25 protein-coding genes and 1 pseudogene are annotated in these 26,891 nt (G+C 68.7%); 11 read left to right on the top strand and 15 right to left on the bottom strand.

The genetic code is table 11. The features are described 5' to 3' along the window. The first annotated feature begins 23 nt into the window (after positions 1-23). Complete coding sequence (locus V8246_RS13855; protein WP_336189716.1) at positions 24-488, top strand: hypothetical protein; 465 nt, start codon at positions 24-26, stop codon at positions 486-488. A gap of 26 nt (positions 489-514) precedes the next feature. Then, positions 515-946 (top strand): hypothetical protein, encoded by a 432-nt coding sequence (locus V8246_RS13850; RefSeq protein ID WP_336189715.1) that lies wholly within the window; start codon positions 515-517, stop codon positions 944-946. On the opposite strand, the gene V8246_RS13845 is transcribed toward V8246_RS13850, so the two are convergent. The 4 genes from V8246_RS13845 to V8246_RS13830 form a co-directional block, all read right to left on the bottom strand. Next, positions 915-1,346, bottom strand: coding sequence for a nuclear transport factor 2 family protein (locus V8246_RS13845; RefSeq protein ID WP_336189714.1), 432 nt, complete (start codon positions 1,344-1,346; stop codon positions 915-917). The two genes, V8246_RS13850 and V8246_RS13845, sit on opposite strands and share 32 nt — an antisense overlap. Before the next feature lie 76 nt (positions 1,347-1,422). Beyond that, complete coding sequence (locus V8246_RS13840) at positions 1,423-1,854, bottom strand: GFA family protein (RefSeq protein WP_185896500.1); 432 nt, start codon at positions 1,852-1,854, stop codon at positions 1,423-1,425. A gap of 14 nt (positions 1,855-1,868) precedes the next feature. Further along, positions 1,869-2,240 carry a YciI family protein gene (locus V8246_RS13835; protein WP_336189713.1) on the bottom strand — a complete coding sequence of 124 codons (372 nt, stop codon included), beginning with the start codon at positions 2,238-2,240 and terminating at the stop codon, positions 1,869-1,871. Between the two features lie 70 nt (positions 2,241-2,310). Next, positions 2,311-3,543, bottom strand: coding sequence for an HD-GYP domain-containing protein (locus V8246_RS13830; RefSeq protein WP_336189712.1), 1,233 nt, complete (start codon positions 3,541-3,543; stop codon positions 2,311-2,313). Positions 3,544-3,638: 95 nt separating this feature from the next. Between V8246_RS13830 and V8246_RS13825 the strand changes: the two genes are divergently transcribed. After that, the gene (locus V8246_RS13825; RefSeq protein WP_336189711.1) at positions 3,639-4,043 is read left to right on the top strand and encodes a GFA family protein; all 405 of its coding nucleotides are present in this window, start codon (positions 3,639-3,641) and stop codon (positions 4,041-4,043) included. Here V8246_RS13825 and V8246_RS13820 read toward each other — a convergent pair. Continuing rightward, entirely contained in the window at positions 4,034-5,311 is a 1,278-nt protein-coding gene (locus V8246_RS13820; RefSeq protein WP_336189710.1) for an amidohydrolase family protein, read from the bottom strand. The two genes, V8246_RS13825 and V8246_RS13820, sit on opposite strands and share 10 nt — an antisense overlap. Positions 5,312-5,482: 171 nt before the next feature. On the opposite strand from V8246_RS13820, the gene V8246_RS13815 reads away from it, so the two are divergent. The 3 genes and pseudogenes from V8246_RS13815 to V8246_RS13805 all read left to right on the top strand — a co-directional run. Continuing rightward, complete coding sequence (locus V8246_RS13815; RefSeq protein ID WP_336189709.1) at positions 5,483-6,169, top strand: TetR/AcrR family transcriptional regulator; 687 nt, start codon at positions 5,483-5,485, stop codon at positions 6,167-6,169. A 74-nt stretch (positions 6,170-6,243) separates the two neighbouring features. Next, positions 6,244-7,458, top strand: coding sequence for an FAD-dependent oxidoreductase (locus V8246_RS13810; RefSeq protein ID WP_336189708.1), 1,215 nt, complete (start codon positions 6,244-6,246; stop codon positions 7,456-7,458). A gap of 99 nt (positions 7,459-7,557) precedes the next feature. Next, positions 7,558-7,719: pseudogene (locus V8246_RS13805) on the top strand (HupB); the annotation flags it as partial. 14 nt (positions 7,720-7,733) lie between these two features. On the opposite strand, the gene V8246_RS13800 reads toward V8246_RS13805, so the two are convergent. The 7 genes from V8246_RS13800 to V8246_RS13770 all read right to left on the bottom strand — a co-directional run bounded on the left by V8246_RS13800 (position 7,734) and on the right by V8246_RS13770 (position 14,171). Further along, positions 7,734-8,189 (bottom strand): hypothetical protein, encoded by a 456-nt coding sequence (locus tag V8246_RS13800; RefSeq protein ID WP_187572958.1) that lies wholly within the window; start codon positions 8,187-8,189, stop codon positions 7,734-7,736. A 3-nt stretch (positions 8,190-8,192) separates the two neighbouring features. Continuing rightward, positions 8,193-8,396, bottom strand: a complete 204-nt coding sequence (locus V8246_RS13795; protein WP_162108503.1) for a PspC domain-containing protein — start codon at positions 8,394-8,396, stop codon at positions 8,193-8,195. Between the two features lie 42 nt (positions 8,397-8,438). Next, positions 8,439-8,816, bottom strand: coding sequence for a DUF5329 domain-containing protein (locus tag V8246_RS13790; RefSeq protein ID WP_336189707.1), 378 nt, complete (start codon positions 8,814-8,816; stop codon positions 8,439-8,441). Positions 8,817-9,006: 190 nt separating this feature from the next. Beyond that, positions 9,007-10,077, bottom strand: coding sequence for a class III poly(R)-hydroxyalkanoic acid synthase subunit PhaC (locus V8246_RS13785; protein WP_336189706.1), 1,071 nt, complete (start codon positions 10,075-10,077; stop codon positions 9,007-9,009). Beyond that, positions 10,074-11,465, bottom strand: coding sequence for a class III poly(R)-hydroxyalkanoic acid synthase subunit PhaE (phaE, locus tag V8246_RS13780; RefSeq protein WP_336189705.1), 1,392 nt, complete (start codon positions 11,463-11,465; stop codon positions 10,074-10,076). Before phaE ends, V8246_RS13785 begins: the two co-directional genes overlap by 4 nt. A 70-nt stretch (positions 11,466-11,535) precedes the next feature. Continuing rightward, positions 11,536-12,150 (bottom strand): CDP-alcohol phosphatidyltransferase family protein, encoded by a 615-nt coding sequence (locus V8246_RS13775; protein WP_187572962.1) that lies wholly within the window; start codon positions 12,148-12,150, stop codon positions 11,536-11,538. Positions 12,151-12,347: 197 nt separating this feature from the next. Beyond that, on the bottom strand, positions 12,348-14,171 hold the full coding sequence (locus V8246_RS13770) for a 3-hydroxybutyrate oligomer hydrolase family protein (protein ID WP_336189704.1): 1,824 nt from the start codon (positions 14,169-14,171) through the stop codon (positions 12,348-12,350). A 143-nt stretch (positions 14,172-14,314) separates the two neighbouring features. On the opposite strand from V8246_RS13770, the gene V8246_RS13765 reads away from it, so the two are divergent. Beyond that, entirely contained in the window at positions 14,315-15,082 is a 768-nt protein-coding gene (locus V8246_RS13765) for a 3-hydroxybutyrate dehydrogenase (protein ID WP_336189703.1), read from the top strand. 79 nt (positions 15,083-15,161) lie between these two features. Beyond that, positions 15,162-15,824, top strand: coding sequence for a response regulator transcription factor (locus V8246_RS13760; RefSeq protein ID WP_284448980.1), 663 nt, complete (start codon positions 15,162-15,164; stop codon positions 15,822-15,824). Between the two features lie 634 nt (positions 15,825-16,458). Here the strand turns inward: V8246_RS13760 and V8246_RS13755 are convergent. Then, complete coding sequence (locus tag V8246_RS13755) at positions 16,459-16,947, bottom strand: 8-oxo-dGTP diphosphatase (RefSeq protein ID WP_336189701.1); 489 nt, start codon at positions 16,945-16,947, stop codon at positions 16,459-16,461. 168 nt (positions 16,948-17,115) lie between these two features. Beyond that, the gene (locus V8246_RS13750) at positions 17,116-20,442 is read right to left on the bottom strand and encodes a PAS-domain containing protein (protein ID WP_336189700.1); all 3,327 of its coding nucleotides are present in this window, start codon (positions 20,440-20,442) and stop codon (positions 17,116-17,118) included. A gap of 219 nt (positions 20,443-20,661) precedes the next feature. Here V8246_RS13750 and V8246_RS13745 point away from each other — a divergent pair, with 219 nt between their 5' ends. Further along, entirely contained in the window at positions 20,662-21,006 is a 345-nt protein-coding gene (locus tag V8246_RS13745; protein WP_185896515.1) for a hypothetical protein, read from the top strand. Positions 21,007-21,088: 82 nt separating this feature from the next. Here V8246_RS13745 and V8246_RS13740 read toward each other — a convergent pair whose 3' ends face one another. Continuing rightward, positions 21,089-23,308 (bottom strand): TonB-dependent receptor, encoded by a 2,220-nt coding sequence (locus tag V8246_RS13740; RefSeq protein WP_253458954.1) that lies wholly within the window; start codon positions 23,306-23,308, stop codon positions 21,089-21,091. A 173-nt stretch (positions 23,309-23,481) separates the two neighbouring features. Between V8246_RS13740 and V8246_RS13735 the strand changes: the two genes are divergently transcribed. Both V8246_RS13735 and V8246_RS13730 read left to right on the top strand, forming a co-directional pair. Next, the gene (locus V8246_RS13735; RefSeq protein ID WP_187572968.1) at positions 23,482-24,885 is read left to right on the top strand and encodes a GntP family permease; all 1,404 of its coding nucleotides are present in this window, start codon (positions 23,482-23,484) and stop codon (positions 24,883-24,885) included. Between the two features lie 99 nt (positions 24,886-24,984). After that, positions 24,985-26,883 (top strand): DUF1800 domain-containing protein, encoded by a 1,899-nt coding sequence (locus V8246_RS13730; RefSeq protein ID WP_336189699.1) that lies wholly within the window; start codon positions 24,985-24,987, stop codon positions 26,881-26,883. The last annotated feature ends 8 nt before the right edge of the window (positions 26,884-26,891 follow it).

The raw sequence follows: 26,891 nt of genomic DNA, 5'->3' as shown, positions 1-26,891 counted from the left end.
CCTTCCCGGTCTACGGGGACGCCATGGACGCCGTGCTGCCGCTGGCCACGCTGCTGATCCTGTGGCCGTCGCTGCTGCCGCGATGGCGCGCCATGCTGGTGGCCACGCTGCTGCTCGGCCTGGCGCTGGCGGCCCTGATGTTCATCGCCCTCGACCACCTGGATCGCGCCGCCGGTGGCGACGGACCGGCCTTCTTCGCCGTGGTACTGCTCTACGCGCTGGGACAGGGCCTGCTGCTGGGGGCGTGTGCCGCCCGCACACTCATACAGGCAGGCATGGCACGCCTGTCGCCGCGACACCGCGCCACCTGCCGGCGTGGGCTGTGGTGCGCGCTGCTGCCGGTGGGACTGGCGGCCGGCATCGGCGCGCTGGCGCACTGGGTAGCCGCAGGCGTGGCGCTGGCGCTGGGCACGGCGATGCTGTGGCTGGCCATCGTGGTGTCGCTGCCCTTGCCGGCGGCGCCCGGCCCGTGCACGGAGGCGGCTTGAGGCGAACACGGAGGTCCGCCTGCTGCGTGCTGGCATGCCTGCTGGGCGCATCCGCGGGCTGTGGCGACGACGCCATCGAGTACGTCCCTGATGCGAACGGCGGCAAGCCCCGCGTCTTCGAACTGGGGTACGTGCAGGTGTGTCCGGTCACGGCAACGGGACTGCCGCTGCTGGTCCGCAAGGTGGATGCCTTCGCGCGCCGCCATGCGCTGGCGCGCCACCGCATCCCCCGTCCTGGCCCACGCATCGTCCACGTGTGGACGCGTGGCGCGCCGATGCGCGTCCACCTGGCGATCGAACGACTGCACGACGCCCGCTACCGGGTCGGCCTGTCGACCGAACGCGGCTTCGACGTCGACCGGGTGTTCGTGGCAGCGGCGGCGTACGACCTCTGCCCGCATGCCGCCGACCTGCCCGACGCGCCGGTTACCGCGGCTTCGGGTGCCAGAGCGCGTTGACGATGATCCAGCGGTCGCCGAAGCGGCCCATGTGGAAGTGATCGACGAACCACGGCGTCTCCAGGCGGACGGCTGCCGTCTCGGCGGTGACGTCGAGGATGCGGCAGCTGCGGTTCCACTGGCCCTTAGGTGTCTTCAGCGCGCCCTGCTGTGTCAGCGAGACCAGTTCGTCCTTCGACATGCGGCGCAGGCCGAGGCGCTCGTCGGGCGTGTCGCCGATGACGGCGCGCTTGGCCAGGTCCGGGTGCAGCGCGCGCGCCACGCGCGCCGGGTCGGCTTCGAGCTGGCCGTCGATGTAGTCCAGGCAGGTCGCCTCGATGGCGGCCAGGGTGGCGGCATCGGCCGCAGGGGCGGGGGCGGAGGCAGCGGTGGCCGCCATGACCAGGGACAGCAGGGACATGGAAATTCCTCTCGGTGCGGGGCGGGCCATGCTCGCCGGCCCGCCCTGCGCCCACACGTGCCGGAAGTCTGCCGGGCTACAGGTAGCCGGGGTTCACCGGCGAATGGTCCCAGTCGTCGTGGCGGCCGTTTTCGTATTGAACGGGAATGGCGGCCAGCTGCGCATCGTCCAGGCCGTCCAGCGTGGCGACGTTGACGGCATGGAACCATCCATCGAACGGCGCCATGTCCAGGTAGCCCTTGCTGAAGCCACGCACCCCGCAATGGCCGCAGAAGTAGTGGTGTACGTGGCCGTCGGGCCAGGACGAGTCGCGTGCCCGGTAGTCCGACAGGACGTCGGCGCCCTGCAGCAGTCGGAAGCTGCCCTCCCCCAGTGCGAACGCCTTCCACATGCGGGTCTTCAGGCAGAAGCGGCAGTTGCAGCGGCGCGTGCCCGCGGCAAGGTCCAGCTCGCATTCATAGCGGACGGCGCCGCAGTGGCAGCTGCCGGTGTAGGTGTGCGTGGCCATGATCGCGGCCCGGATCAGGCGCGACCGCAGCCGCCGGACGGCGACTCCTCGATCGGCCGCACTTCGCATTCGATGTCCCACTCGTCGCCATGCACCTGCAGGAAGCGGCGGGTCAGGGCGAGGGCCTCGTCCAGCGAGTCCGCCTGGAGGATGGCATAGCCGCCGATCACCTCCCGGGCCTCGGCGAACGGTCCGTCGGTCACGGTGATGCGGCCGTGCTGGGAGCGCACGCGCGCACCGTGCGACGACGGCAGCAGGCCGGCGGTATCCAGCAGTACGCCCGCGGCGGACAGCTCGCCGACCAGCGCCATCATCTCGTCCATCAGCCGCTGGCTGGGCTGCTGGCCGGTGGTTTCGTCAACCCGGATCATCGAAAGGAATCGCATGCATGGCCTCCTGGGCACGGAATGTGTCAGGACGACGAACGGGGATGCGCGGATTCGACAGACCGGCGACTCAGGGCAGCCAGAGTTTCTCCAGCTCGCGAAAGCCCCACTTCTCCGGCGACTCGATGCCGAGGATGCGCTCCCTGCCCTCGCTGGCGGTCAGGTCGATGTCGACCTGCAGCAGCTGGATGCGCGACTTGGCCGAATAGAACACGCGCACGCGCGGGGCCAGCAGGGTGGCCGGATTCTGTTCCACCACCACGGCCAGACGGTCGCTGGACAGGCGCACCAGGGTGCCCACCGGATAGATGCCGAGGCTGCGCACGAAGGCCTTCAGCAGGTCGGCATCGAAATGGCCCTGCCAGCCGGCCATGCGGCGTAGCGATTCGCCCGGATCCCAGCCGGCCTTGTACGGGCGGTTGGAGGTGATGGCGTCGTAGACATCGCAGATCGCGCCCATGCGGGTGAGCACCGGCAGGGCGCTGCCCGGCAGACGGTCGGGATAGCCGGTGCCGTCCACGCGCTCGTGGTGGTGGCGGGTGATGTGCAGCACGCCCTCCTGGGTGACGCCGCCCTCGCGCAGCAGGCGCTCGCCGTGCACGGGGTGCTGGCGGATGACGTCGAATTCCTCCTCGGTCAGCCTGCCGGGCTTGTTCAGCACGTCCAGCGGCATGGCGGCCTTGCCCATGTCGTGCAGCAGGCCGCCCAGTGCGGCCTCGCGCAGTTGGGCGTCGCTCAAGCCGATCTCGCGACCCAGCATCACCATCAGGGCGCTCACCGCCACCGAGTGCAGGTAGGTGTAGCTGTCGGCGTCCTTCAGGCGCGCCACGCTGACCAGCGCGGTGGGATGGCGGTCGACCGAACCGGTGATCTCGTCTATCAGGGGCATCGCCTGGCCGGCATCGACGCCGCGCCCCAGCCTCACCTCGCGGAACATGGCCTCCACGGCATCGCGGGCCTCGTCGCAGATGCGACGGGCGCGCGCCAGTTCGGCGGCGAAGTCGGGCCGACCGTCGGGGACCACGACACGGCGACGCTCGCCCTCCGCGGCAGCGGCGGCGTCGGCTTGCTGCGGCCACGCCGCTGCTTCGGGCGGCACGCCATCGGCGATGGGCCCGTCATCCAGCTGGCTGCGCGCCAGGTCCACCACGACCTGCTGCACGCCGCTGTCCTGCAGCTGCGCCAGACGGGCCTCGTCCAGGACGAACGAGGTGCGCCAGAACGGATGCTGCATCCAGGGCCCCAGCAGCCGCTGCACGTGCATGCCGGGCCGGAGCTCCGCAACATCGAAGGTTTTCAACATGCACGACTCCGCGGACGGGGCTATCCTCCGGGCTCCGGCGATGCCGGCGGGACTGGCCCGGCCGCCCCGGGGACGATATCGGCACGGGAGGCCACATGCTGAAGACCTATTCCGGCAGCTGCCATTGCGGTGCCGTGCGGTTCCAGGCGGACATCGACCTGGCCCAGCCCACCTACCGCTGCAACTGCTCGGTCTGCCGGCGCAACCGGTTCTGGCCGGCCATCGTGCCCCCGGAGCGCTTCCGCCTGCTGGCCGGCGAAGACGCGCTGACCGAGTACCGCTTCAACACGCGGCGCAACGCGCACTACTTCTGCCGGACCTGCGGCGTGCGCCCGTTCGGCGTGGGCAACGACGTGCCCGACGGGCAGCGCATCTACGGGGTGAACCTGGGATGCCTGGAGGACGTGACGCCCGAGGAACTGCAGGCCGCGCCGATCACCTACGTGGATGGCGCGCACGACCGCTGGGACCACGCACCGGCGATCACCCGCTACCTCTGAGCGGGCGCGCCCCGTTCGGCGGCCTCGTACTGCACCTGGCCACCGCGCATCACCCACACCACATCGGACAGCGCCAGCACGTCGTCGGCCGGATCGCGACCCAGCAGCACCAGGTCCGCGTCCATGCCGGGTGCGATGCGTCCGCTGCGCGAAGCATGACCGAAGCGGCGCGCCGGCTCGGTGGTCAGGCTGGCCAGGATGGCGCGCCAGTCCATGCCGGCACCGGCCATCAGGGCGTACTCGCGGTGCGGGTCGCTGTCGTGGATATAGCCCACGTCGGTGCCGAACAGCACCTGTCCGCCCGCCTGGCGGAACGCGCGCAGCTGTCCCTGCCCGACCGCCAGGAAGCGTTCGATGACGGCAGGTGGCACGCTTTCCTTGCGCAGTTCCACTTCGAACAGTTTCAGCGACGGCACCAGCGCCATGTCGGCGGCCACCAGCCGCTGCGCCATGCCGTCCGGCCATGGGCCATCGATGGGCGTGCTGTGCGCCAGTACGTCCACGCCCGCCTGCAGGGCGATCTCGATGCCCTGCGTGGTGCTGGGATGCGCGAACACCGGGCGGCGCGCGGCATGCGCCGTTTCCACCACGGCACGCGCTACGTCAGACGACATGTGCACCACGCCCTGCGGACCACCGACCAGCGCCCCGATGAACAGTTTGGCGCCGTCGGCACCATCATTCAGTTGCGTGCGTACACGGGCACGCGCGGCGTCGGGTGTGGCGACCTCGGCCGAGGGAGCGCCGTGCTGCTTCATCACATCACGGACGTAGTGCGGCGTGCCGTCGGCGGGATAGAACGGCGCATCCACGGTCAGGATGCGCGGGCCACGCACGTCGCCGGCCTCGATACGGGCCCGCAGACGGCGCGCATTGCCCGGCAGTCCACCCAGGTCGAACACACTGGTGAACCCCCAGCGCGTCAGCAGCGAACGGACTTCGAGTTCCAGCGCGGCGGCCGGTGCGTCGGCCACTTCCGTCAGGCCGGGCAGCAGGAAGTGCATATGACTGTTCCAGAAGCCGGCCACCAGCACGCGGCCGTCCGCATCGATCCGGCGCGCATCGGCCGGCACCCGCACCTCGCCTGCACGACCGACCGACACGATGCGCCCGTCACGCACCACGACCACGGCATCGGCCAACGGCACGGCCTCGGGCGAGGCCACGACGGTCGCCCGCTCGATGGCCCAGGTCTGCGCGCGCACGGCGCCGGCCATCGTGCACGCGGCCACCAGGCACCCTAGCCACCACGCCCATCCGTGTCGCATCACTAGTCTCCGCCCTGCGGCCGGACGGCCGGGAGGGGCAGTCTAGGGCACCGTGTGCGACTACGCCCGGACTGTGAGAAAACGCGCGCCCTGTCATGCATTTGCCACAGTCCGTCGAGCTTTTGCTAGGCTGCGGGAATCGTCGCCCAACGGCCGCGCGCAGGAACTCCCGTGAGCACTACGACCGATCATCTGGAAAACGTTTTCAGCGACACGTCACGCTCGCCGCTGCGACCGCGACCGCAGGTGGATCTGTGCAGGCGTGGCGAGATCCGCGCGGAGAAGTTCCTCGACGCGGCCACCGAAGTGTTCGCCGAGAAGGGCTACCAGCACGCGCGGCTCAGCGAGATCGTCGCGCGCGCCGGCGGATCGCTGGCCACGCTGTACCGCATCTTCGGCGACAAGGAAGGCCTGGCCAGCGCCATCCTCGAGCGCCGGCTGGACATGCACATCCACCTGCTCAGCGACCTCAACCTGACCGAACTGCCGCCCGAGCAGGCACTGCGCCGGGTGGCGATCCGCATGGCGCAGGTCATGGCGCGCACCGATTCGCAGGTGGTGTACCGCATCGTGATCGGCGAAGGGCAATCATTCCCCGCGCTGCGCGACTGGTTCCTGGACCATGCGGTCGCCTCCATCCGCGCTACCCTGGCCGCGTACTTCGAGCAGCAGGTGGCCGCGGGCCGCATGCAGCTGGCCTCGCCGAAGGCCGCCGCCGCGCAGTTCTACATGAGCCTGTTCGGCGACCAGATCTTCCGCCTGGCCGCGGGCAGCCACCACCTGCCCGACGTGGACACGCTGGAAGCGCAGGCGCTGGCTTCAGTGGAACTGTTCCTGCAGGGCGCCCTGCCCCGCTGACCACCGCGGGGCCTTCACCCGGCCCTGCACCGGCACCTGCCAGCATCTCCGCGTCATCGGAACGCGAGGCATGCATGGACCTGAAGAGCGGGTATCCCTTCTGGGCGGTGAGCAACGGCCTGATGCAAGCCTTCCCGCGCCTGGAAACCGACCATCGGTGCGACGTGGCCGTGCTCGGCGGCGGCATCACCGGCGCACTGATCGCGGATGAACTGGCCGGCCACGGCTTCGACGTGGCGATCCTCGAACAGCGCGACATAGGCTGGGGCAGCACGGCCGCCAGCACGGCGCTGCTGCAGTACGAGATCGACACCCATCTGGTCGACCTGGCCAAGCGACACGGCGAGGCCGATGCCGCCCTCGCCTACCGCGCCTGCGCCGCCGCCATCGACCAGCTGCATGCGGTCGCCTCGGCGTGGCGCGATGTGGGCTTCGCGCGCAACGCCAGCCTGTACTACGCCAGCCGCCGCCGCGACGTGCGCGCACTGGAGGAAGAACACGCCACTCGGCGGCGACATGGCCTGGAGGTCGAGCTGCTCGATGCCGAACGCGTGCACGAGGACTATGGCTTCGACGCGCCCGCGGCCCTGCTCAGCCGGCAAGGCGCGCGCGTGGATCCTTACCGCCTGACCCATCGCCTGCTCCAGCGCCTGCAGAAGCAGGGGGCTTCGGTGTTCGACCGGACGCGCGTCGTCGAGATCAGGACGACGACGCGTGGCGTCGCGTTGCGCACGGACACCGGGTTCACCGTGCGCGCCGCGCATCTCGTCGTCGCAGCGGGATACGCCAGCCAGCACTGGCTGAAGAAATCGGTGGCACGCAATCGCAGCAGCTATGCCGTCATCAGCGACCCGATGCCCGAGGAAACGCTCGGCTTCCTGTCCGACACGCTGTTGTGGGAAACCGCGCGCCCGTACCTCTATGCGCGCAGCACATCCGACCGCCGGCTGTTGGTAGGCGGCGAAGACGACGCTGTCGACATTCCCGCCAAGCGCGACGCGCGGGTCGAGAAGAAGGCGCGGACCCTGCTGAAACGGCTGCACGCCCTTTTCCCCGCGCTGGAGATCACGCCGGCGTTCTCCTGGGCCGGTACGTTCGCGGAAACGGAAGACGGGCTGCCCTTCTTCGGCCCGCATGCGCAGTGGGGACCGCGGGTGCATTTTGCGATGGCGTACGGCGGCAATGGCATCACCTACAGCATGCTGGGCGCCGGATTGCTGCGCGCCCTGATCGAACGGCGCCCGCACCCGTTGTGGCCACTGTTCTCGTTCCAGCGACTGGAGCGCTGAGGCCCGACGGGTGCGTTGCGTGCCGTTGACGCCCCCGTCATGCCGCGCTTACGCATGTAAGCGCAGGCTGGACCCACACCCCTGCGCAGGAGCACCGTCATGCCCCGTGGCGAAAAGTCCGCCTATACCGACAAGCAGAAGCGCCAGGCCGAACACATCGAGGACTCCGAGCGCGAGCAAGGACGATCGAAGGAGGATGCCGAACGCATCGCCTGGGCCACCGTCAACAAGCAGGATGGCGGCGGCAAGAAGTCCGGCTCGGGCCGCGCGAAGCCTCACTGACCGGCGCGACTGTCCCAGGGCCACCAGCCCTCGCCCGTCAGTGCGTAGCGGTCCGCCGCGCGTTCGAAGGGATTGCGCACGCTGACGCCCCCGCACAGCAGGTAAAGCGGCAGGAACAGCGGGCCCAGCACCATGTACTGGTAGACGTGTGCGCGCTCGTGGTCGCCCAGGCGGATGCGCGGATGCTGCGCATGTCCGGCACGATGCTCATAGGTGATGCACTCGGCCTCCAGCGTGTCGCCGGTGTGCAGGATGCTGTTGCCGAAGGTGATGGCGCCGCCCGGACCCCAGGGCCAGCGATGGAACACGAGTGCGAAATCGCGACGGCTCCATTCCGCGCGCGCACCGAACGCCATGCCCACGACACCGGCCAGCACGCCGACCGCGGTATTGGGAACGGCCCACACGATGCCGAAGGCCCGCGCGACCCACAGCCCGGTGACCGACATGGATCAGTCCTGTTCGTTCGGCATCAGCAGCCAGAGGATCAGATAGACCAGGATGCCGGGGAACGCCGCCGAGGCGATGGAAACGATCACGAAGATCACGCGCAGCAGGGTGGAACTCCAGCCGTAGCGATGCGCGATGCCGCCCATCACGCCCGCGATCATGCGGTCGTTCAGCGACCTGGCAAACGGCTTGGATGCGGTACTCATCGCCAGCAACTCCCCACGGTGGTCCGCGGCCAGTCTAGCGCGTCAGCGACCGGGCGCGCCTGAACCGCGCAGCGCATCCAGCCGGGCCTTGAACCAGGCGGCGGCCGGCTGCGCGGGCTGGCCCGGGCACCACACCTGGTAAGCCCGCCCGCTCATGCTGCTCTTGCTGGCGGCACGCTCGATGAACTGCTCGGCGGTGTCGACCAGGTCGCGCTTCAGCAGGTAGTCGTACTTGCGCTGCAGGTGCTTGCGCGCCTCGTCACGACCATGCCACGTGCCGTTGCGCTGAAACTCACACGACGAGGCGGACAGCGCGTCCATCAGGCCCTGGATTTCGCGCTTGGCGGTCGGCGACGGTGCGGCGGACACGAGCCCGGAAAAGGCGATCAGACAGGTGACGAGCGTGAGGCGTGACAGCATGGGACTACCCTATCGCAACAGAGGTGAAGGAAGCGAACGTCTGTAGGAGCGACGTAAGTCGCGACCGCACCGCCCGATGCGCCGACACCAGCAGGCCGGTCGAACAGAGAGATCTGGCTCCATCGACCTTCATTCCCTGTCGGATCGCGGTCGCGACTCACGTCGCTCCTACAGAAGGCACCGCGCACGCTTACCGAGCGCGCTGTCCCAGCCAGTGGTGGATGGCCGACGGGACTTCGCGCTGGGCGCGGCTGGAGACGTAGATGCCGATGTGGCCTCCCTTGAAACTCAGCTCGGTGTAGTCCGCCGTGCCCACCACGTCCTTCAACGCCCGTGACGCATCCGGCGGCACCAGATGGTCCTGCTCGGCGTAGATGTTCAGTACCGGCATGTCGACGAAACCCAGGTCCACCGTCTCGCCGCCGATCTCGATGCCACCCTTGATGAAGCCGTTGCGCTGGTAGAACTGCGTGATGAACTGCCGGAAGGCTTCACCCGCCAGGTCGGGCGAGTCGAAGATCCACTTCTCCATGCGCAGGAAATCCTCGATGGCGCGCTTGTCGTCCAGGATATCCATCAGGCCCACGTACTTCTGCAGGTTCAGCCGGAACGGCTTCAGCATCAGGTAACAGGCGTTCATCATGTCGGCGGGCACGTTGCCCAGCGCGTCGACGAACAGGTCCACGTCCAGTTCGCGCGTCCAGTGCGACAGCATGTTGTCCGGCGTATGGAAGTCCACCGGCGTGACCATGGTGATGAGGTTCTTGACCTTCTCCGGGTGCAGCGAGGCATAACACAGGGAGAACGCGCCACCCTGGCAGATGCCCAGCACGTTGACCGCCTCGCGGCCGCTGCTGTCGCGCAGGTGGTCCACCGCACCATCAATGAAACGGTTGATGTAGTCGTCCAGTTCCAGGAAGCGGTCCGAGCGGTCCGGATAGCCCCAGTCGATGACGTAGACGTCTTCGCCCTGTGCCAGCAGGCCCTTCACCAGGGAGCGGTCGTGCTGCAGGTCCACCATGTAGGGACGGTTGACTAGCGCGTAGACGATCAGCAGCGGCACCTTCGCCGTCGGCGCCTTCTCGCCGACGAAGCGGTACAGCACCACCTTGCCGTCGCGCCAGACTTCCTGCTTCTGGGTGGCGCCGTAGTGGACGTCGTCCACCTCCGGTAGCGTATGCAGGCCGGCGGAGAGTTTCTGCACCAGCGTGGTGGCCTCCTGGGCCAGCGCCTCGGCGGTGAAGTTGAGCGGTCCGTTCACTTGCCTTTACCCCGCTTCGTCTTCCTGGCGGCTTTCGGCGCCTCGGTGGTCGCGGCGCGCGCGGCGTTGCGCGCCACCCAGTCCTTCATCGACACGACCGACGCCGGCTTCGCGGCAGGCGCTGCCGTTTTCTTCGGCGCCTTTGCGACGCGCACCTTCGGCACGGCCTTGGCGACGGACTTCTTCACCCTGGCAGGCTTTTTCGCAACCCCCCGGGGCGCCGCGACAACGGGTTCCCGCTTGCTTGCCACAGGCGCAGCGGCCGCGATGGTCCGCCGTGCAGGCTTCTTCGCTGCCTTCTTCTTGGCCGCCGGACGCGGCTTGGGCGCCGCTTTGGGCGCTGCTGCCTTGCGGCGGACGGGCGCACGCTTCTTCGCCGCTGTCGGTTTCGCTGCGGCAGGCGCGGGCGGAGGCGGTGCCTGCGTGCTGACCGGTGCTTCCGTGGACGCCGCGGTGCGTGGCGTCGGGGCGCGACGAGCGGGTGCGGCCTGCACACGCGTCAGCTTTCGCATGGCGCGCTCCAACTCGACGATCTTGCGATGCGCGGAATCCACCTCGGTGCGCGTCGGCATGCCGAACAGGGAGCAGACCTGCTCCACCTCACGCTGCACGCCCAGCCGCAGGCGCGCCTGCGCATTGGCGAGGCCGGCAAAGGCATGGCGGAAATCCTCGGACAGGGCGACCTGCGCGTAGGCGTCTTCGGCTGCGTCGATCCACAGGTCGAACAGCGCGCGCGCGTTCTGCAGCTGGCGGCCCGGTTCGGCGTGCTCCTCCAGCTTGCGCTCGAAACGGGCGAATGCGTCCTGCGCCACCTGCAGCATCAGCTGGTCGTATTCGGCGACGCGCTGCTGGTAGTCCTGGTAGGCCTGGGCCAGATGCTGCCAGCGTTCCTGGTGCTCGCGCGTCAGGCCGAAGGTCGGCATGTGCCGCCAGCGGTCGCCATCACGTTGCAGGTTCTCCAGCCAAGGACGCAGCTGCTGCATCCAGCCATCCAGTCCGTGTGCGCCCCCCTGCATGCTGCGGAAGATGTCGGCGAAGGGATTGTGCGCGGGCGTGGGATCGGCCATGCCCAGCGCAGAGCGCCAGGCGCGGCCGATGTCGGTGGCGTCGTGATCGCGGCCGGTGAACTGCGCCGCGACCTGCTGCATCTGGCCGAACCACTGGCTAGCCTGCCGCTGGAAGCGGCCGACGGCCTCGTCCACCTGCGCCTGTCCACCGGGCACCAGCTTCGCCCACCAATCGACCGTCTGTTGCCAGCCCGGGGCTGCGCCCGGCATCGGCATCGCCGGCCCTGCGCCAACCTGTCGCAGGGCGTCGCCCCACAGGCTCCAGTACTGCTGGGCCACCGATTCGAAATCGCCCGGCCACGGTGGAACGGAATTTGCCATGTGCCCTCCCTTCCCGACCGATTCTAGCCGCGGCCGGCGACGCGTGCATGACGCGCTCTCACCTCACGGCTCAGGGCTTGGGAATGCGCAGCGTCTTGCTGATCATCAGCGTGCCGGATATGGCGTACAGCAGCACCAGCGGGTGCAGCAGCCACGGGCCCAGCTTCAATGATCCCAGCCACAGGTGCGGACCCACATGGCCAAGATAGGCCGCCACGGCCAGCACGATGACCAGCACCAGGCTGGTGGGAATGGGCGTGCCCTCGAAGAACTTCACCTTGTCGCCACCCTCGGCCAGCGTCTCGGCGGTGACGTTGTAGCGCGCGAGCCGGCTGACGCCGCAGGCGACGAAGTACGACAGCACCAGCCAGTCCCAGCCGCCCTGCATGCCGCAGGCATAGGCCAGCGCGGCCGGGGCAACGCCGAAGGAGATCACGTCGGCCAGGGAATCCAGTTCGCGCCCCAGCACCGAGGCCTGCTTGCGCCACCGCGCCACGCGGCCGTCCAGGGCATCGAAGATGAAGGCCAGCGGGATCAGCGCCATGCCGATCATCAGGTCGCGCAGGATGCCTTCCTGCAAGAAGCGCATCGACGCAAAGATGGCCCCGGTGCCGCAGAAGGCGTTGCCCAGCGTGAACCAGTCGGCCAGCTGGAAGTCGCGGATCATGGAGAAGTGTCGGGACATGAGGGCGTCGCTGGCCGGAAACGGCCTACAGGGTAAGCCGAACCGGGTGAATCCGTCGTGGGGGGCGCCAGACTCCCTGTAGGAGCGACGTCAGTCGCGACGGCGGCAATGGAGCAGCCAAGATTCCTTGCACAGCCAGTCCACCCGGACTGGCCACGTCTACGGTCGCGACTCACGTCGCTCCTACAACAGCAGGCTCAGCGCGGAATCGCGAACTGGCTGGCTTCCACGCTCCCCGCGCCGCGCGGATTGGCATTGATCAGCGCATTGGCCGGCAGTTCCCTGCTGCCATCCAGGGTGGCGTCGACCTGGTCCAGGGCAGCGTAGACGTACGGCAGCAGGGGGACATAGCGCGCCCCGTAGGCCGGTAGCGCCAGGAAGCCGTCGAAGTGCTGCGCATGCCGCACCTGCCAGTAGCGCACATCCGGATTGGCGGTGCGCGCGGCCTCCACGTACGGCGCACTGGAGAACGCCGGCGGCACCAGCCCGTCGTCCAGGCCGTGGATCACCACCACGGGGCGGCGCGTCTTCGGAAAGCGCGCGGCCGTCTGCGCGATGCCGGCCTGCACGCGGCGCGCGTCGTCGCCGTCACCGGTCTGCAACGCACGCAGGCACTGCAGGCCCGGCAGGGTGAAGTCCGGCGGCGCCAGCTTCGTGTCCACGATGCCCACGCCCGCACCCGGCGGAATGCCGCTGCCGTCGGACCACCAGGCGGCGCGTTCTGCCGCGCTTGCCGCGCGTGCACTGAAGTCCGGGTTCTGCGCAGAGAACGCGTACCCGCACGGATGTTCGCCCACGCCGTAGCGGCCGTAGGCCGAGGCGTAGGTGACGGCCACCGCGCGCCACAGATCGAAGCCGACGCTCAGCGCACCGGCCACCAGCGCCTCTTCGGTCCAGCCGTTCGCTTTCAGCTGCGCCCGGGCCGAGGCGGCCTGCGCCTTCGCATCACCCCCGGTGACCAGGCCCGCCGCCTTGAGCGTGGCGCAGCGCGCGGCCCACAGCGGTTCCACCTGGGCACGCAGCGGCGGCTGCGGCAACGTCTCCGCCGGCAGGTCCAGCAGCGCGCACGGCATCAGCAGTGCGGCTTCGGTCGTGTAGTCGTACAGCGAGCGCGCGCCCGGCGCATCGGCGGCGTAGATGTTGGGCTCTCCGGCGACGACGGCATCCAGCCAGCCGCCCTCCTCTTCGCTGGCACGCAGGACCGCGCCCCCGCCATTGGAAATGCCGACCGCGATGACGCGCGTATTGTCGAAGCGGAACGGCGCCGCCTGCGGGAACGCCTGATCCAGCGCGGCCAGCGCGAACTCGGCGGCCTGCTTCACATGCCGGCCCCAGTCCGCTTCCGGGTTGTCCTTGGAATGCGCGTGCTTCACCGCCACGCCGCTGGCGCCCACCGGCGCGTCGGGCGCGAAGGCCAGCGCATCGGTGCCCAACGCACCCACCGTGCCGTCCTCGCGCGCACCCTGCTGCTCGTCGAGGTCGAAGTAGTCCGTGCCCGCGCCCTTGTCGGTATAGGCGATGGCGCAGCCCTTCGGCAGGCCCCACGGTGCGGCGACCGCGATGGCGCCATAGATGCCGCGCGAACCCGACGAGGCGGTGACCACGATGCAGCGCCTGCGCGTATCGAAGCTGTCCGGCACCTGCACCAGCACGCGGTGCGGCTGCGCCGCCCCGGGCACCTTCGCCAGCGCCGAGTACTCGCGCCCCGGCACGCTGGCCACGCTGCCGTAGGCCTGGCCGTAGGCGCCGGTCGGCGACAGGTCGGCGATGCCGCGCCAGTTCCCCCAGATCGCCCGGCGGCGCAGCTCGGCGGCCGTGGGATGGGCTGGGTCGGCGAACGCGGGCGCCGCCATCGCGCGCAGGCCGTCCAGACCCAGGCCCGCGGTGAGCAGGTCGTCATGGCCGCGATGCTCGGTGACGCGCTGGGGCTGGATCATGTGGGCCACGGCCTCGGGCTTGGAGGGGGCGCTGGCGCAGCCGGCGAGCATCGCCGCCAGCCATACGCCACAGGAAAGTCGCATCGTCGCGTTCATGCCTGGATTGCATCCATGGTTCCGGTCAATGCCACGAAACTACCGCGCCGCGGAAGTCCCGTCATCGTACTTTGGTACCACGAACGGCGGACGCCTGCCTGCTACCCTAGCCCCAGCACGCAGGAGCCCCCATGCAGAAGACCCACACCCTCCTCATCACCGGCGCGGCCAGCGGCATCGGCGCAGGCATCGCCTCCCACCTGGCCGAAGCCGGCCGCCACGTCATCGTCAGCGATCTCAACCTGGAGGCCGCCGAATCCGTGGCGGCGCAGATCCGTGCAGAGGGCGGTTCGGCCGAAGCGGTCGCGCTGGACGTCACCTCGCAGGACAGCATCGATGCCGCACTCGCGGCGATCTCGCGCCCCATCGACGTGCTGGTCAACAATGCCGGCCTGCAGCATGTGTCGCCGCTGGAGGAGTTTCCCATCGAGAAGTGGGATTTCCTGGTGCAGGTGATGCTGGTCGGCGTGGCCCGCCTGACCCGCGCCGTGCTGCCGGGCATGCGCGAACGCGGCTTCGGCCGCATCGTCAACATCGGCAGCATCCATGCGCTGGTGGCCAGCCCGTACAAGAGCGCCTACGTGGCGGCCAAGCACGGGCTGGTCGGCTTTTCCAAGGTGCTGGCGCTGGAAACCGCCGACACCGACATCACCATCAATACCGTCTGCCCCAGCTACGTGAAGACGCCGCTGGTGGACAAGCAGATCGCCGACCAGGCGCGCACACGCGGCATTTCCGAGGCCGACGTGGTCAGCCAGGTGATGCTGAAGCCGATGCCGAAGGGCGTGTTCATCGGCCTGGACGAACTGGCCGGCATCACCGCCTTCCTCACCTCGCCGGCCGCGCGCAACATCACCGGGCAGACGATCGTGGTGGACGGCGGGTGGACGGTGCAATGAAGCGAGTGGATAGCCGGGAGGAGTGAGGAGTGAGCCAAAGCTCGCCTCCACCCACTCCTCTCCGCTCACTCCTGTCCCCATGCCCAATCTCCTGATCGCCGACGACCACCCGCTGTTCCGGGCCGCCCTGCGCGGCGCGGCAGCCGATGCCGTGGCCCAGCTGACGGTGCGCGAGGCGGAATCATTGGATGGCGTGATCGCCACGCTGGAGGCGCACGACGACATCGACCTGGTGCTGCTGGACCTGCACATGCCCGGCAACCACGGGCTTGCCGGCCTGGCGGCGATCCGCGCGCAGTTCCCCGCGGTCGCGGTGGTGGTGGTGTCGGCCAACGACGATCCGCGCGTGGTGCGCCGTGCGCTGGACCATGGGGCGGCCGGCTACCTGCCGAAGAGCTCCGGCCTGGACGAGCTGCGCGACGCCATCCGCAGCGTGCTGGCCTGCGAGCAGTGGCTGCCCGCCTCGCTGCGCGGTGCCGTAGCGCGCGCGCAATCCTCCGAACACGACACCGAACTGGCCGGGCGGCTGGCCAGCCTGTCGCCGCAGCAGTTCCGCGTGCTGACCTTGGTGGCGCAGGGCCTGTTGAACAAGCAGATCGCCGACCGTCTGGACGTGCAGGAGCGCACTGTGAAGGCGCACCTGTCCGCCATCTTCGACCGTCTGGGCGTGCGCAACCGGACACAGGCCGGCGTGGTGCTGCGGGAACTGGAGCTGGCGGATCCGGCGCGGCAGATCGAGTAGCCCCCCATCCCCACGCGAACGGGGACAAGACGTCGTGGCGATCCATGCCGTCATCCCAGCGCAAGCTGGGATCCATCTGGCTCCAGCTGTTGACCCGCATCTGACCTGCTCTGAAAAGAAGCAAGATGGGTCCCCGCGTTCGCTGGGACGACGATACCCGGCTATCCGTGGAACCTCGCCTTCGACGCCGCCAGGATCCGCACCGGTCAAATTTTCGCCACCCATCTTGACAGCGTTGTACCGCAACGCGTGCCAGCGCTTATCCACATGTTGGTCGACAGACCATCCACACCCGGTGTGGACAACCCGGACACACGACCGTCATGCCCTGGTCAAAATTTCGCCACCCATCTTGACAGCCCTGCGGCGCAAGGCGCCGGCGCGGTTATCCACACGGTTTCCCCAACGTCATTCCACAGGTGGTGTGGACAAGCGGGATCGTGGAACATGCGGCCGCTCCCTGTAGGAGCGACGTGAGTCGCGACCATGGACCTTGGTCTCCTTTGTTCCATGGACGACACGGATGAGGAGAAGCATGCGTCGCGGAATCAGCGCTCATCCAAAGTGCATTGACCCCGTTGCATTCCGGTCGCGACTTACGTCGCTCCTACAATGGAAACGGACGCGGGGTCGCTCAGATGCGCGAGTAGTCCCACGACACCATGCGGCCATCGCGGTACGGCATGACGCCGTGGAAACCCCGCGGGTCGTTGTCGAACACCAGCGGCAGGAAGTGGCGGTCGCCGTCCCAAAGCGGCAACGTCATGATCTTCTCCACCGGCACCCATTCCAGCGTGCCTTCCGGATTGTGCTCGAACGGTATGCCGCTGTAAGCCGTGATCAGGAACAGGAAGCCCAGCCAGTCCTCGCCGCGCTTGCCGAAGCCGGGCCAGCTGATCGTGCCGCGCAGCGTCATCGCGTCGCAGTGGATACCCGCCTCCTCATGGATCTCGCGGCGCATGCCGGCCACCACATCCTCGTCGCGCTCGATCTTGCCACCCAGGCCGTTGTACTTGCCCAGGTGCTGGTCATCCGGGCGCGCGTTGCGGTGGATCAGCAGCACCTGCGAGCGGTCGGGCGACAGCACGTAGCCGAGGGTGGCGACGATGGGGGTGTAGGGCATGGGAGATCGGTGAGCAGCGGAGTGGTGATTCTACCTTTGAACCATCGACCGTCGTCCCAGCGAACGCTGGGACCCATTCTGATGTCGATCTCCGCGGGTTCCCCGTCCATTGCTCGGAACCGCAGGAGCAAGATGGGTCCCAGCGTTCGCTGGGACGACGATGCGCCCTCACATCGCCCGCGCCGCCAATAAACGGTCCAGCACCGACTTCAACGCCAGCGGCCGCACCGGCTTGACCAGCAGCGGCAGGTCGGCGTCGCGCACCGCGCGCCGTACCGCCTCAGTCTGGTCGGCGCTCAGGATCAGGCACGGGCGCTGTCCATGCGTGTCACGCAGCCGAGCGGCCAGCGCGACGCCGGTGTCGCCGGCATCCAGGTGATAGTCGAACAGCCACAGGTCGGCAGCACGCTCGCGCAATGCGGCGTGTGCGGATGGGTCATCGGCGGCAACCGCCACGCTGCATCCCCATCCCATGAGCACCTGGCGCAGCGCCGCCAGCGCGTCGGGATCGTTGTCCACGGCCAGAACATGGCGGCCGGCCAGGCCAGGCTTGCCGGCCAGCGCAGGCACCGCCGCAGGTGCCGCCACCCGCACCAGGTCGACCGCGAAGACGGCGCCGTGCCCGACCCGGCTGCGCAGCGACAGGGGCGCGTCCAGCAGCGCGGCGATGCGGTCGGCGATCGACAGGCCCAGTCCCAGGCCCTGCCCCGGCACATCGTCGCCGCGCCGGAATTCCTCGAAGATCCGCTGCTGCTCGGCTTCGACGATGCCGGGCCCGGTATCCCACACCTCCACGCGCACACGCTCGCCACGGCGGCGCACGCCCAGCAGTACGCCACCGCGTGCGGTGTAGCGCACGGCATTGGCCAGGAAGTTCTGCAGGATGCGGCGCAGCAGTTGTGGATCGGTGTGCACCCAGGCACGCGTGGGCACCATCGCGAACGACAGGCCGCGCTCGCGTGCCAGCACGCGGAATTCCGACGCCAGCGGCTCCAGTACTTCCATCAACGGCAGGTCGCGCGGCTCGGGGACCAGTCCGCCGGCCTCCAGCCGCGACATGTCCAGCAGGCCGGTCAACAGGTCGGTGGTGGAATCCAGCGCCCCACGCACCTGCAGCGCGGTATCGCGCTGGCGCTGTTCCGGCAGCTGCTGCGACAGCGCGTCGGTGAACAGCTGCGCGGCGTGCAAGGGCTGCAGCAGGTCGTGGCCGATCGCCGTCAGGAAGCGGCTTTTGGCATCGTTCGCATGCTCGGCCTCGCGCTTGGCCGTTTCCAGCAGCGCGGTGCGCTCGGCGACGCGCTGCTCCAGGGTCTCGTTGGCCTGCTTGAGTTCCCGCTCCGCCTGGCGCGAGGCGGTCACGTCGGTATACGTCGCCACGAAGCCGCCGCCCGGCATCGGATTGCCGCGGATCTCCACGATGCTGCCGTCCGGGAACACGCGTTCGGTCAGGTGCGGCGTACCGGCGCGCATGAAGGCCAGCCGCCGGTCCAGCGCCCGTTCGTCCTGCCCGCGCTGCGGCATGCGCTGCAGGGCCCAGCGCGTGAGGTCGGCGATCGGGCGTCCGACCTGCAGCAGCTCGGGGGGGAAACCGAACATCTGCGCATAGCGGCGGTTCCATGCCACCAGCCGCTGCTCGCGATCGATCACGCTGATGCCCTGGCTCATGTTCTGCAGCGCGGCTTCCAGTACCTGCTGGTTGAAGCGCAGGTCCTGCGAGACTTCGCCGACGATGGCCGCCACCGTGTCCAGGTCCCCGCTCTCGCGACGCGCCGCATCCAGCAGCAGGCGCGCCGAGGCCGATCCCAGCACGGCCGACAGTTCGCGCTCCAGACGCGCCTCGATCACGCCGGGCACCGGACCGTTGCGCGGCGCATCGGCCAGCAGTTCCTCCACGCGCTCGCGCGGCAGGAAGCGGCGGCCGGCATCGCGCAGGGTCTTGGCATCGAAGCCGCGGCGGTCGAGGCGCCGCGGCGTCGCGCCGCGCCAGCCCATCACCAGCAGCGTCACCGCCGTGCCCAGGAACAGGCTCACGCCGACCGCGCGGCCCAACCGGCTCCATCCGGTCAAGCCGAAGAAACCATCAGGCGAGAGACCGGCGATGCCGAACGGGCCTGCCTGCAGCCAGGCCGGCGCCACGCCGCGCGCATCCATCGTCACCGGCAGCAGCAACAGCCATACCCAGACCGCAAAACCGGCGACGATGCCGGCGATCACCGCGCGCGGCGGCGTCTGCGGACGCCAGATGGCAAAACCCAGCGCAGGCGCCAGGGTGGCCAGCGCCGAGAACGACACCGCGCCCACGTCGGCCAGCGCATCGTTGCCCGCGATCAGGCGACTGTACGCCCACGCCAGCAGCATCACCGCGACGATGCCGATGCGCCGCTGCGCCAGCACCGCGCCGCGCAGGTCGCCGCCCGTGCCGCGAAGCCAGCCGCCCCGCAACAGGCCCGGCGCCAGCCAGTGGTTGCCGATCATCAGGCTGAGCGTCAGCGTACTGACCACCACCATGCCGGTGGCCGCGCTCAGTCCGCCCAGGAAGGCCAGCAGCGCCAGGCCCTGCTGCCCCTGGGACAACGGCAGCGCCAGCACGTAAAGGTCGGACGGCACCGCGTCGCCGAACATCGCGCCGCCCGCGCGCGCCAGCGGCAGCAGCGGTGCGGCCATCAGCACCATGTACAGCGGGAACAGCCAGCGCGCCGTGCGCACATGGCGCTCGTCGCGGCATTCCACCACGCCCACGTGCACCTGGTGCGGCAGGGTGAACATGGCCAGCACGCCCAGCGCCACCAGCGGCAGGAAGCCGTAGGTGGTGGACGGCGGCGCCTGCACGGGCGGGACTTCGGGGAGTTCAGGCAGGCCCCACCAGACGAACACGCCCAGCGCCAGCATCGCCGCCAGCTTGAACAGCGACTCGAACGCCATCGCCAGGATCAGGCCGCGGTTGTGCTCGGCCGCGCTCGCGCGGCGCGTGCCGAACAGCATCGCGAACACCGCCATCGCCAGCGCCACGTACAGCGCGCTGTCCTGCCAGGCCGGCAGCGCATCGTTGCCCGGCGACCGCGTGAGCAGGGCGAAGCTCATCGCCACCGCCTTCAACTGCAGCGCGATGTAGGGGATCAGGCCCAGGGCGGCGACCAGGGTGACGGTGGCCGCCAGCCATCCGTCCTTGCCCAGCCGCGTGGCGATCAGGTCGGCCAGCGAGGTGGCATTCGACTCGCGCGCCATCCGCACCAGCCGCACCAGCAGGAACGCGCCGAACACGTACAGCAGGATGGTGCCGACGAAGGTGGGCGGCAGCGGCCACCCGTAGCGCGCGGCCTGGGTCACGGTGCCGAAGAAGGTCCACGACGTGCAGTACACCGCCAGCGACAGCGCGTAGACGTATGGCCACTGCACCGCGAGCACGCGCGGATGACGCTCGGCATACAGCGCCGAGCCGAACAGCACGCCCAGCCAGAGCAGCCCCGCCAGCACCACGATACCGATGCTCAGCATGCTTCCTCGAATGGTCCTGTCTGCCCAGCCACGATCTTACCGCGCCGACGATCGGCACTGTCCCCCGTCCATTCCCGTGGCCGACGCCTCCGCAAGGCCTCGTTCTTCCTCATGACGAAGCCGGTGCGGAACGCTCCTACCGAAGGGATTGCCGCCATGCGGTTCCGTCATCGCCGGGCCCAAGGGGGTGCCCACACGGAGTCGAACAAGGAGATCGTCATGCACAACCACCTGTTCCTGCGCGCTTCCGCGCTGTCCCTCGTGCTGCTTGCCGCATCCGCGCCCGCCTGGGCAACGCGCACCAGCACCGCGCTCGGCATCTGCATATCGCGTGGCCCGGACTGCAGCATCGTCAACAAGGGCGACAACTACGAGATCTGCGTCAACAACACCGACGGCAGGCAGTGCGTCAGCTGTCCCAACCTGGCCCAGGACAAGCAGGAGTGCTCCGTCGCCAGGACCGACAAGGGCACCCCCGCCCCGACCACCGGCGTGGCCGGCCTGCTGGCGGAAGAGTACCCGGCTTCGCCGCGCAAGCCCGAACGTCCCGTCCGCAAACCCTGAGGCGCGCCGGCTTTCCGCGCACCCGCGAACGAACGACGGCGCGGCGCTGCATGCACAGCGCCGCGTCGCCTGGGGCCATGCGTCAGAAGTCGTAGCGCGCGGTGAGGCTGTACTGGCGCGGCGGACCGTAGAAGCCGGTCAGCACGCCGTAGGCGGCGATGTTATAGCCGGTGGTGCGATATTCCTCGTCCGCCAAGTTGGTGCCCTGGAGGGACAGGCTCCACGCGTCGTCGATCTTCCAGATCACGCCAGCGCTGACCAGGCCATAGCCGTCCTGCCTGATCGCCCGGCTCAGGTCGGTGGTCGGCCAGACTTCCGACTGGTACGAATACCCCACGCGTGCGGACAGGTTGCCCCCATTGGCCAGGTCCGTGCGGTACTCCACGTTCAGCGCGCCCGAGAACTCCGGCGCATTGGTGAAGTACTGGGTGTCGGCGATGTTGACGCCGCCGCTGATGAACTCGTCGTACTTCGCGTCCAGCCAGGCCAGGTTGCCGCTGATCAGCCAGTTGGCCGTCGGCAGGAACTGGTACTCGACTTCCACGCCATTCACCGTGCCCTTGCCCGCGTTGGTGAAGTCGCCGAAGAAGCTCTGCGAACCGTTGGGCAGCGTGTACGAAGTGAACACCGACAGCTGGATGTCCTCGTACTTGTTGTGGAACGCCGACAGGTTCAGGAACAGGCGCTGGTCGAGGAACGACATCTTGCTGCCGATCTCGAAGCTGTCGACCTGCTCGTCGTCGAACGGCTCGCCCGAGCGCGGCACCGCGGTGGTGTTGGCGCGGATGTTGTAGCCGCCGGACTTGAAGCCGCGCGAGGCCAGGCCGTAGACCATGATGTCCGGGGTGATCTGGTAGTCCAGCGACACCTTCGGCGAGACGTTCTTGAAGTTGACCGTCTTGTTGAAGTTCGCCGCCGTGCCCCACGACGTTTCGTACTGGTTGTTGGTGTAGAAACGGTTCAGCGCGATGGCATGCTTGTCTTCGTCCGTGTAGCGGGCGCCCACATCCAGCTTCAGGCGGTCGGTCAGGTCGAAGGTCCAGTCGGCGTACAGCGCGATGCTCTTGGTGTTCACCACGCCCTGGGTGTCGCCGAACAGCGGATTGGTCAGGCCGGTGGCCAGCAGCGGGTTCCAGAAGTAGTTCAGCACCTGGCCGCCGGCGTCGCCGTTGAACCAGTACAGGCCCATCACGCCGCGCGCACGGCCGCCGCCGTCGTAGTTGGCCTGCAGTTCCTGGCTCACCTGGCTGTCGCTGTAGAACGCACGCACGTCCACCAGCGGCAACGGCGTGGTGTCGAAGTCGATATTGGTCTCGGTGTCGGACTCGCGCTTGGCGGCGACGTACTTGAACGCCCAGTCGTCGCTCGGACGCCAGTTGACGGTGACCGAGGCGCCCTTCATCTCGGTGTCATTGATGTTCTTCATGCCGCTGCGGATGTCGTAGCGGTCGCCGGTCGGCGGATAGGCCGGAGCCAGCGGATTCGGCGCCAGCATCTTCGCACCGCGCACGCCGGACTGGTCGTCCATGTAGTCGAAGGCGAACTGCACGTCGAAGTCGTCCTGCGAGTACGCCCCCAGTTGCATGCGGACCGCGTTGATCTCCTTGTCGCTGACCTCCTGCCCCGTATAGGTGTTGGTGCCGAAGCCGTCGCGATTCATGCTGGCCACCGACACGCGGCCGCGCAGGCCGCTGTCCTTGCCGCCGATCTCGCCGCCCAGCGCCGCCTTCACGTCCAGCTGGTTGTAGTTGCCCACGGTGACCGAGGCGAAGCCCGTGGTCTCCTGCGGCAGGCCGCGCGAGATGTACTTGATGGCGCCGCCGATGGTGTTCTTGCCGTACAGCGTGCCCTGCGGGCCGCGCAGCACCTCGATACGCTCCACGTCGAACACGTCCAGCAGCGCGCCCTGCGGACGGGCGATGTAGACGTCGTCCAGATAGATGCCCACGCCCGGATCCACGCCCCACAGCGGATCGGCCTGGCCCACGCCGCGGATGTAGGCTGTGACGGTGCTGGTGGAGCCGCGCGCCGCGTACACGGTCAGGTTCGGCACCTGCGCGTCCAGATCGCCCAGGTCCTTGATGTTCAGCTTGTCCAGCGTTTCCGGCGTAAACGCAGTGACGGCCACCGGCACGTCCTGCAGGGTCTCTTCGCGCTTGCGCGCGGTGACCTTGACCGAATCCAGTGTGGTGGCATTGGTGGCCGGCGTGTCGCCGGCCGGCGCGGCGTCCTGCGCCCATGCCACCGGCACGGACGACAACAGGACGCAGCCGATGGCCAGGCTCAGATGCTTGCGCTTCATGGGTCTCCCCTCCTCCCGGGTATGACGTTGGCGGCGGACGGATGCCGCCGATTGAAGCGAACACTAGGGGGTGGCCCGTGCGGAGGGCATCGTACCTTCGTACAGTGGGACGGTCGGCACGGCCCTGCGGATACTCGCCGCACCTGCAACCGGCGCTGGCCGAGGAGTCGTGGATGTCGTTCCTGATCGTGCTGGCCGCGCTGTGCTTCCTGATGTTCGTGGCCTACCGCGGCTATAGCGTCATCCTGTTCGCGCCCATCGCGGCGCTGGGCGCGGTGCTGCTGACCGATCCCTCGCTGGTGGCGCCCATGTTCACCGGCCTGTTCATGGACAAGATGGTCGGCTTCCTGAAGCTGTACTTCCCGGTCTTCCTGCTGGGCGCGGTGTTCGGCAAGCTGATCGAGATCTCGGGCTTCTCCAAGGCCATTGTCGCGGCCACCATCAAGGTGGTCGGCGCGCAGCGCGCGATGCTGTCCATCGTGCTGGTGTGCGCGCTCCTGACCTACGGCGGCGTGTCGCTGTTCGTGGTGGTGTTCGCGGTGTATCCGTTCGCGGCGGAACTGTTCCGCCAGAGCGACATCCCCAAGCGGCTGGTGCCGGGCACCATCGCGCTGGGCGCCTTCACCTTCACCATGGACGCGCTGCCGGGCACGCCGCAGATCCAGAACATCATCCCCACCTCGTTCTTCGGCACCACCGGCTGGGCCGCGCCGGTGCTGGGCACGATCGGCGGCGTGTTCATCCTGATCGTCGGCATGAGCTACCTGGAATGGCGGCGTCGGGTGGCCGCGCGCAACGGCGAGGGCTATGCCGGCAGCGAGGAGCTGCGCAACGAACCCGAACCCTTCAAGGGCGATCGCCTGGCGCATCCGCTGATCGCGATCCTGCCGCTGCTGCTGGTGGGCGTGGCCAACTTCCTGTTCACCCGCTGGATTCCCGGCTTCTACGGCGAAAGCCAGTCCTTCGTGCCGGCCGTCATCGGCAATCCCGCGCCGGTGGTGCAGGAGGTCTCCAAGGTCGCCGCCATCTGGGCCGTGCAGGGCGCGCTGCTGGTGGGCATCGTGTCGGTGATCGCGTTCGCGTGGAAGCCGGTGTTCGCCAGCTTCGCCGAAGGCACCAAGAGCGCCATCGGCGGCGCGTTGCTGGCCTCGATGAACACGGCGTCGGAATACGGATTCGGCGCCGTCATCGCCGCCCTGCCCGGCTTCCTGGTCGTGGCCAATGCGCTGCAGGCCATTCCGAACCCGCTGGTCAACGAAGCGATTTCCGTCACCGCGCTGGCGGGCATCACCGGTTCCGCCTCCGGCGGCATGAGCATCGCGCTGGCGGCGATGGCCGACAGTTTCATCGCCAACGCGAACGCGGCGGGCATCCCGATGGAGGTGCTGCACCGCGTGGCCTCGATGGCCTCCGGCGGCATGGACACGCTGCCCCACAATGGTGCGGTGATCACCCTGCTGGCCGTCACCGGCCTGAGCCACCGGCAGTCCTACAAGGACATCTTCGCGATCACCCTGATCAAGACGACGGCCGTCTTCGTCGTGATCGGCGTGTTCTACGCCACCGGCCTGGTCTGACGCGATACCCGGCATGGCCGGGCTGTGCGCGCGGTCGCAAACGCCGCGCAGGGTCCTGGCCAATACTTCCGCCATCCTGGGGAACGTGGGAAACACCGCATGGCGCGCTATACCCTTCCGTGGCGCCGGTTCGCTGCGCGCGGGCCCGTCCGCCGCACCGCGGCCGGCCCGGCCCTCCGCCGCACCGCGGCCGGCCCGGCCCTCCGCACCGGCGCGGAGACCGACGCACCGGTGCTGCGGCGCAAGGCCGACCTCACCGCCCAGGTCCGCCAGCGACTGAACCGCCTGTACGGCTGGAAAGGCGGCGAACGGGCCAGCCCCAAGGACACCACCCCCGCGCCTGAAACCGTCGCCGCCGCCGGCGGTGGCCGCGTGATGATGGGCCAGTCCCATCCGCGCCTGCTGACGATGGCGCGACCACCTTTCGCGGTGCAGGCCCTGAACAACCTCAGCTACGGCGCCACCGCCGCCAGCGTCGCCGAGTTCAACGCGCTGGGCAGCACCGACCGCCAGCGTCTGGCCAACTGGGTCGACTGGCAGCTCGACTGGAACGCCATCGACGACAGCGCGGTCACCAACCGCCTCAACGCTGCCGGCTACACCACGCTCAACAAGTCGCTGACGCAACTGTGGGCCGACCATGTGGTGCCGGACCCGGAGTACAGCGTACGCATGCGCCCGGCCAACGAGGTGCAGCGTGCGGCGTTCGTGCGTGCGGTGTATTCGCGCCGGCAGCTGCGCGAAGTGCTGGTGAACTTCTGGCACGACCACTTCAACGTGCTGGGTACCGACTTCAGCGTCGGTCCGGTGTTCGTGCACTACGACCGCGACGTGATCCGCGCCAACGCCAAGGGCAACTTCCGCACGATGCTGGAAGGCGTGGCACAGAGCACGGCGATGCTCTACTACCTGGACAACATCAACAATTCGCGCTCGGGCCCGAACGAGAACTTCGCACGCGAGCTGCTGGAGCTGCACACCCTGGGCGCGGAGAACTACCTGGGCTTCATGGACCCGTTCCAGGTGCCGCCCTGCCCCGAGGATCCGGCCTACCCCATCGGCTACACCGACATCGATGTGTACGAGACCTCGGCCGCCTTCACCGGCTGGTCGGCGAAGAACGGGCACTGGCAGTTCCCCAGCGAGAACGACGGCACCTTCGTCTACCGGCAGTCGTGGCATGACGCCGGCCCGAAATTCCTGCTCGGCATGCTGATCTATCCCGAACAGCCGGCGCTGAAGGACGGCCGCGACGTGCTGGACCGGTTGGCCAGCCATCCGCGCGTGGCCAAGTTCATCTGCAAGAAGCTGATCCGCCGCTTCATCAGCGATACGCCGAAGCAGGGGCTGATCGACAGCGCCGCCGCGATCTTCCGCGCGAACTGGCAGGCGCCGGACCAGATCGAACGGGTGATGCGCCACATCCTGAACTCCGATGACTTCATCAACAGCTTCGGCCAGAAGAACCGCCGCCCGTTCGATGCCGCGGTGGCCGCGATGCGCACGCTGGGGGGCGACTGGACATTGCGCCCGGACCACGGCAGGAGCGACGAGTTCATGTGGCTGTACGGGTTCACCGGCCACGCGCCTTACAACTGGCCGGCACCGAATGGGTACCCGGACACGGGTCTGGCATGGTCGGGCTCGAACTCCTTCGCGATGACCTGGCGCGTGCTGGGCTGGCTGACCGAGACCAGGGACAGCGATGTACCGCTGCATCCGATCGTCGACACCACGCGTGCCAACGTGCCGGTCGCCAACTGGACAGCCAACAACCTGGTCACCTGGTGGTGCACCCGCCTGCTGGGCTACCAGCCGGAGGCCGCACGCAAGCAGGCGCTGATGGCGTTCATGGCCCAGAACGGCGACCCCCACACCTATGTCATCACCGACACCAATACGTGGCAGGGCAGCGACCTGAAGCGACACTACAACCACGAGCGCCTGCGCGGTCTGGTGGCGCTGATCCTGATGACTCCCGAATTCATGAGCCGCTGAGGGCCCGC

The organism is Pseudoxanthomonas sp. F11 (assembly GCF_037046485.1).
GTDB lineage: Bacteria > Pseudomonadota > Gammaproteobacteria > Xanthomonadales > Xanthomonadaceae > Pseudoxanthomonas_A.
Note: the sequence above shows the minus strand (reverse complement) of the source record. Positions and strands in the feature narration are given on the sequence as shown.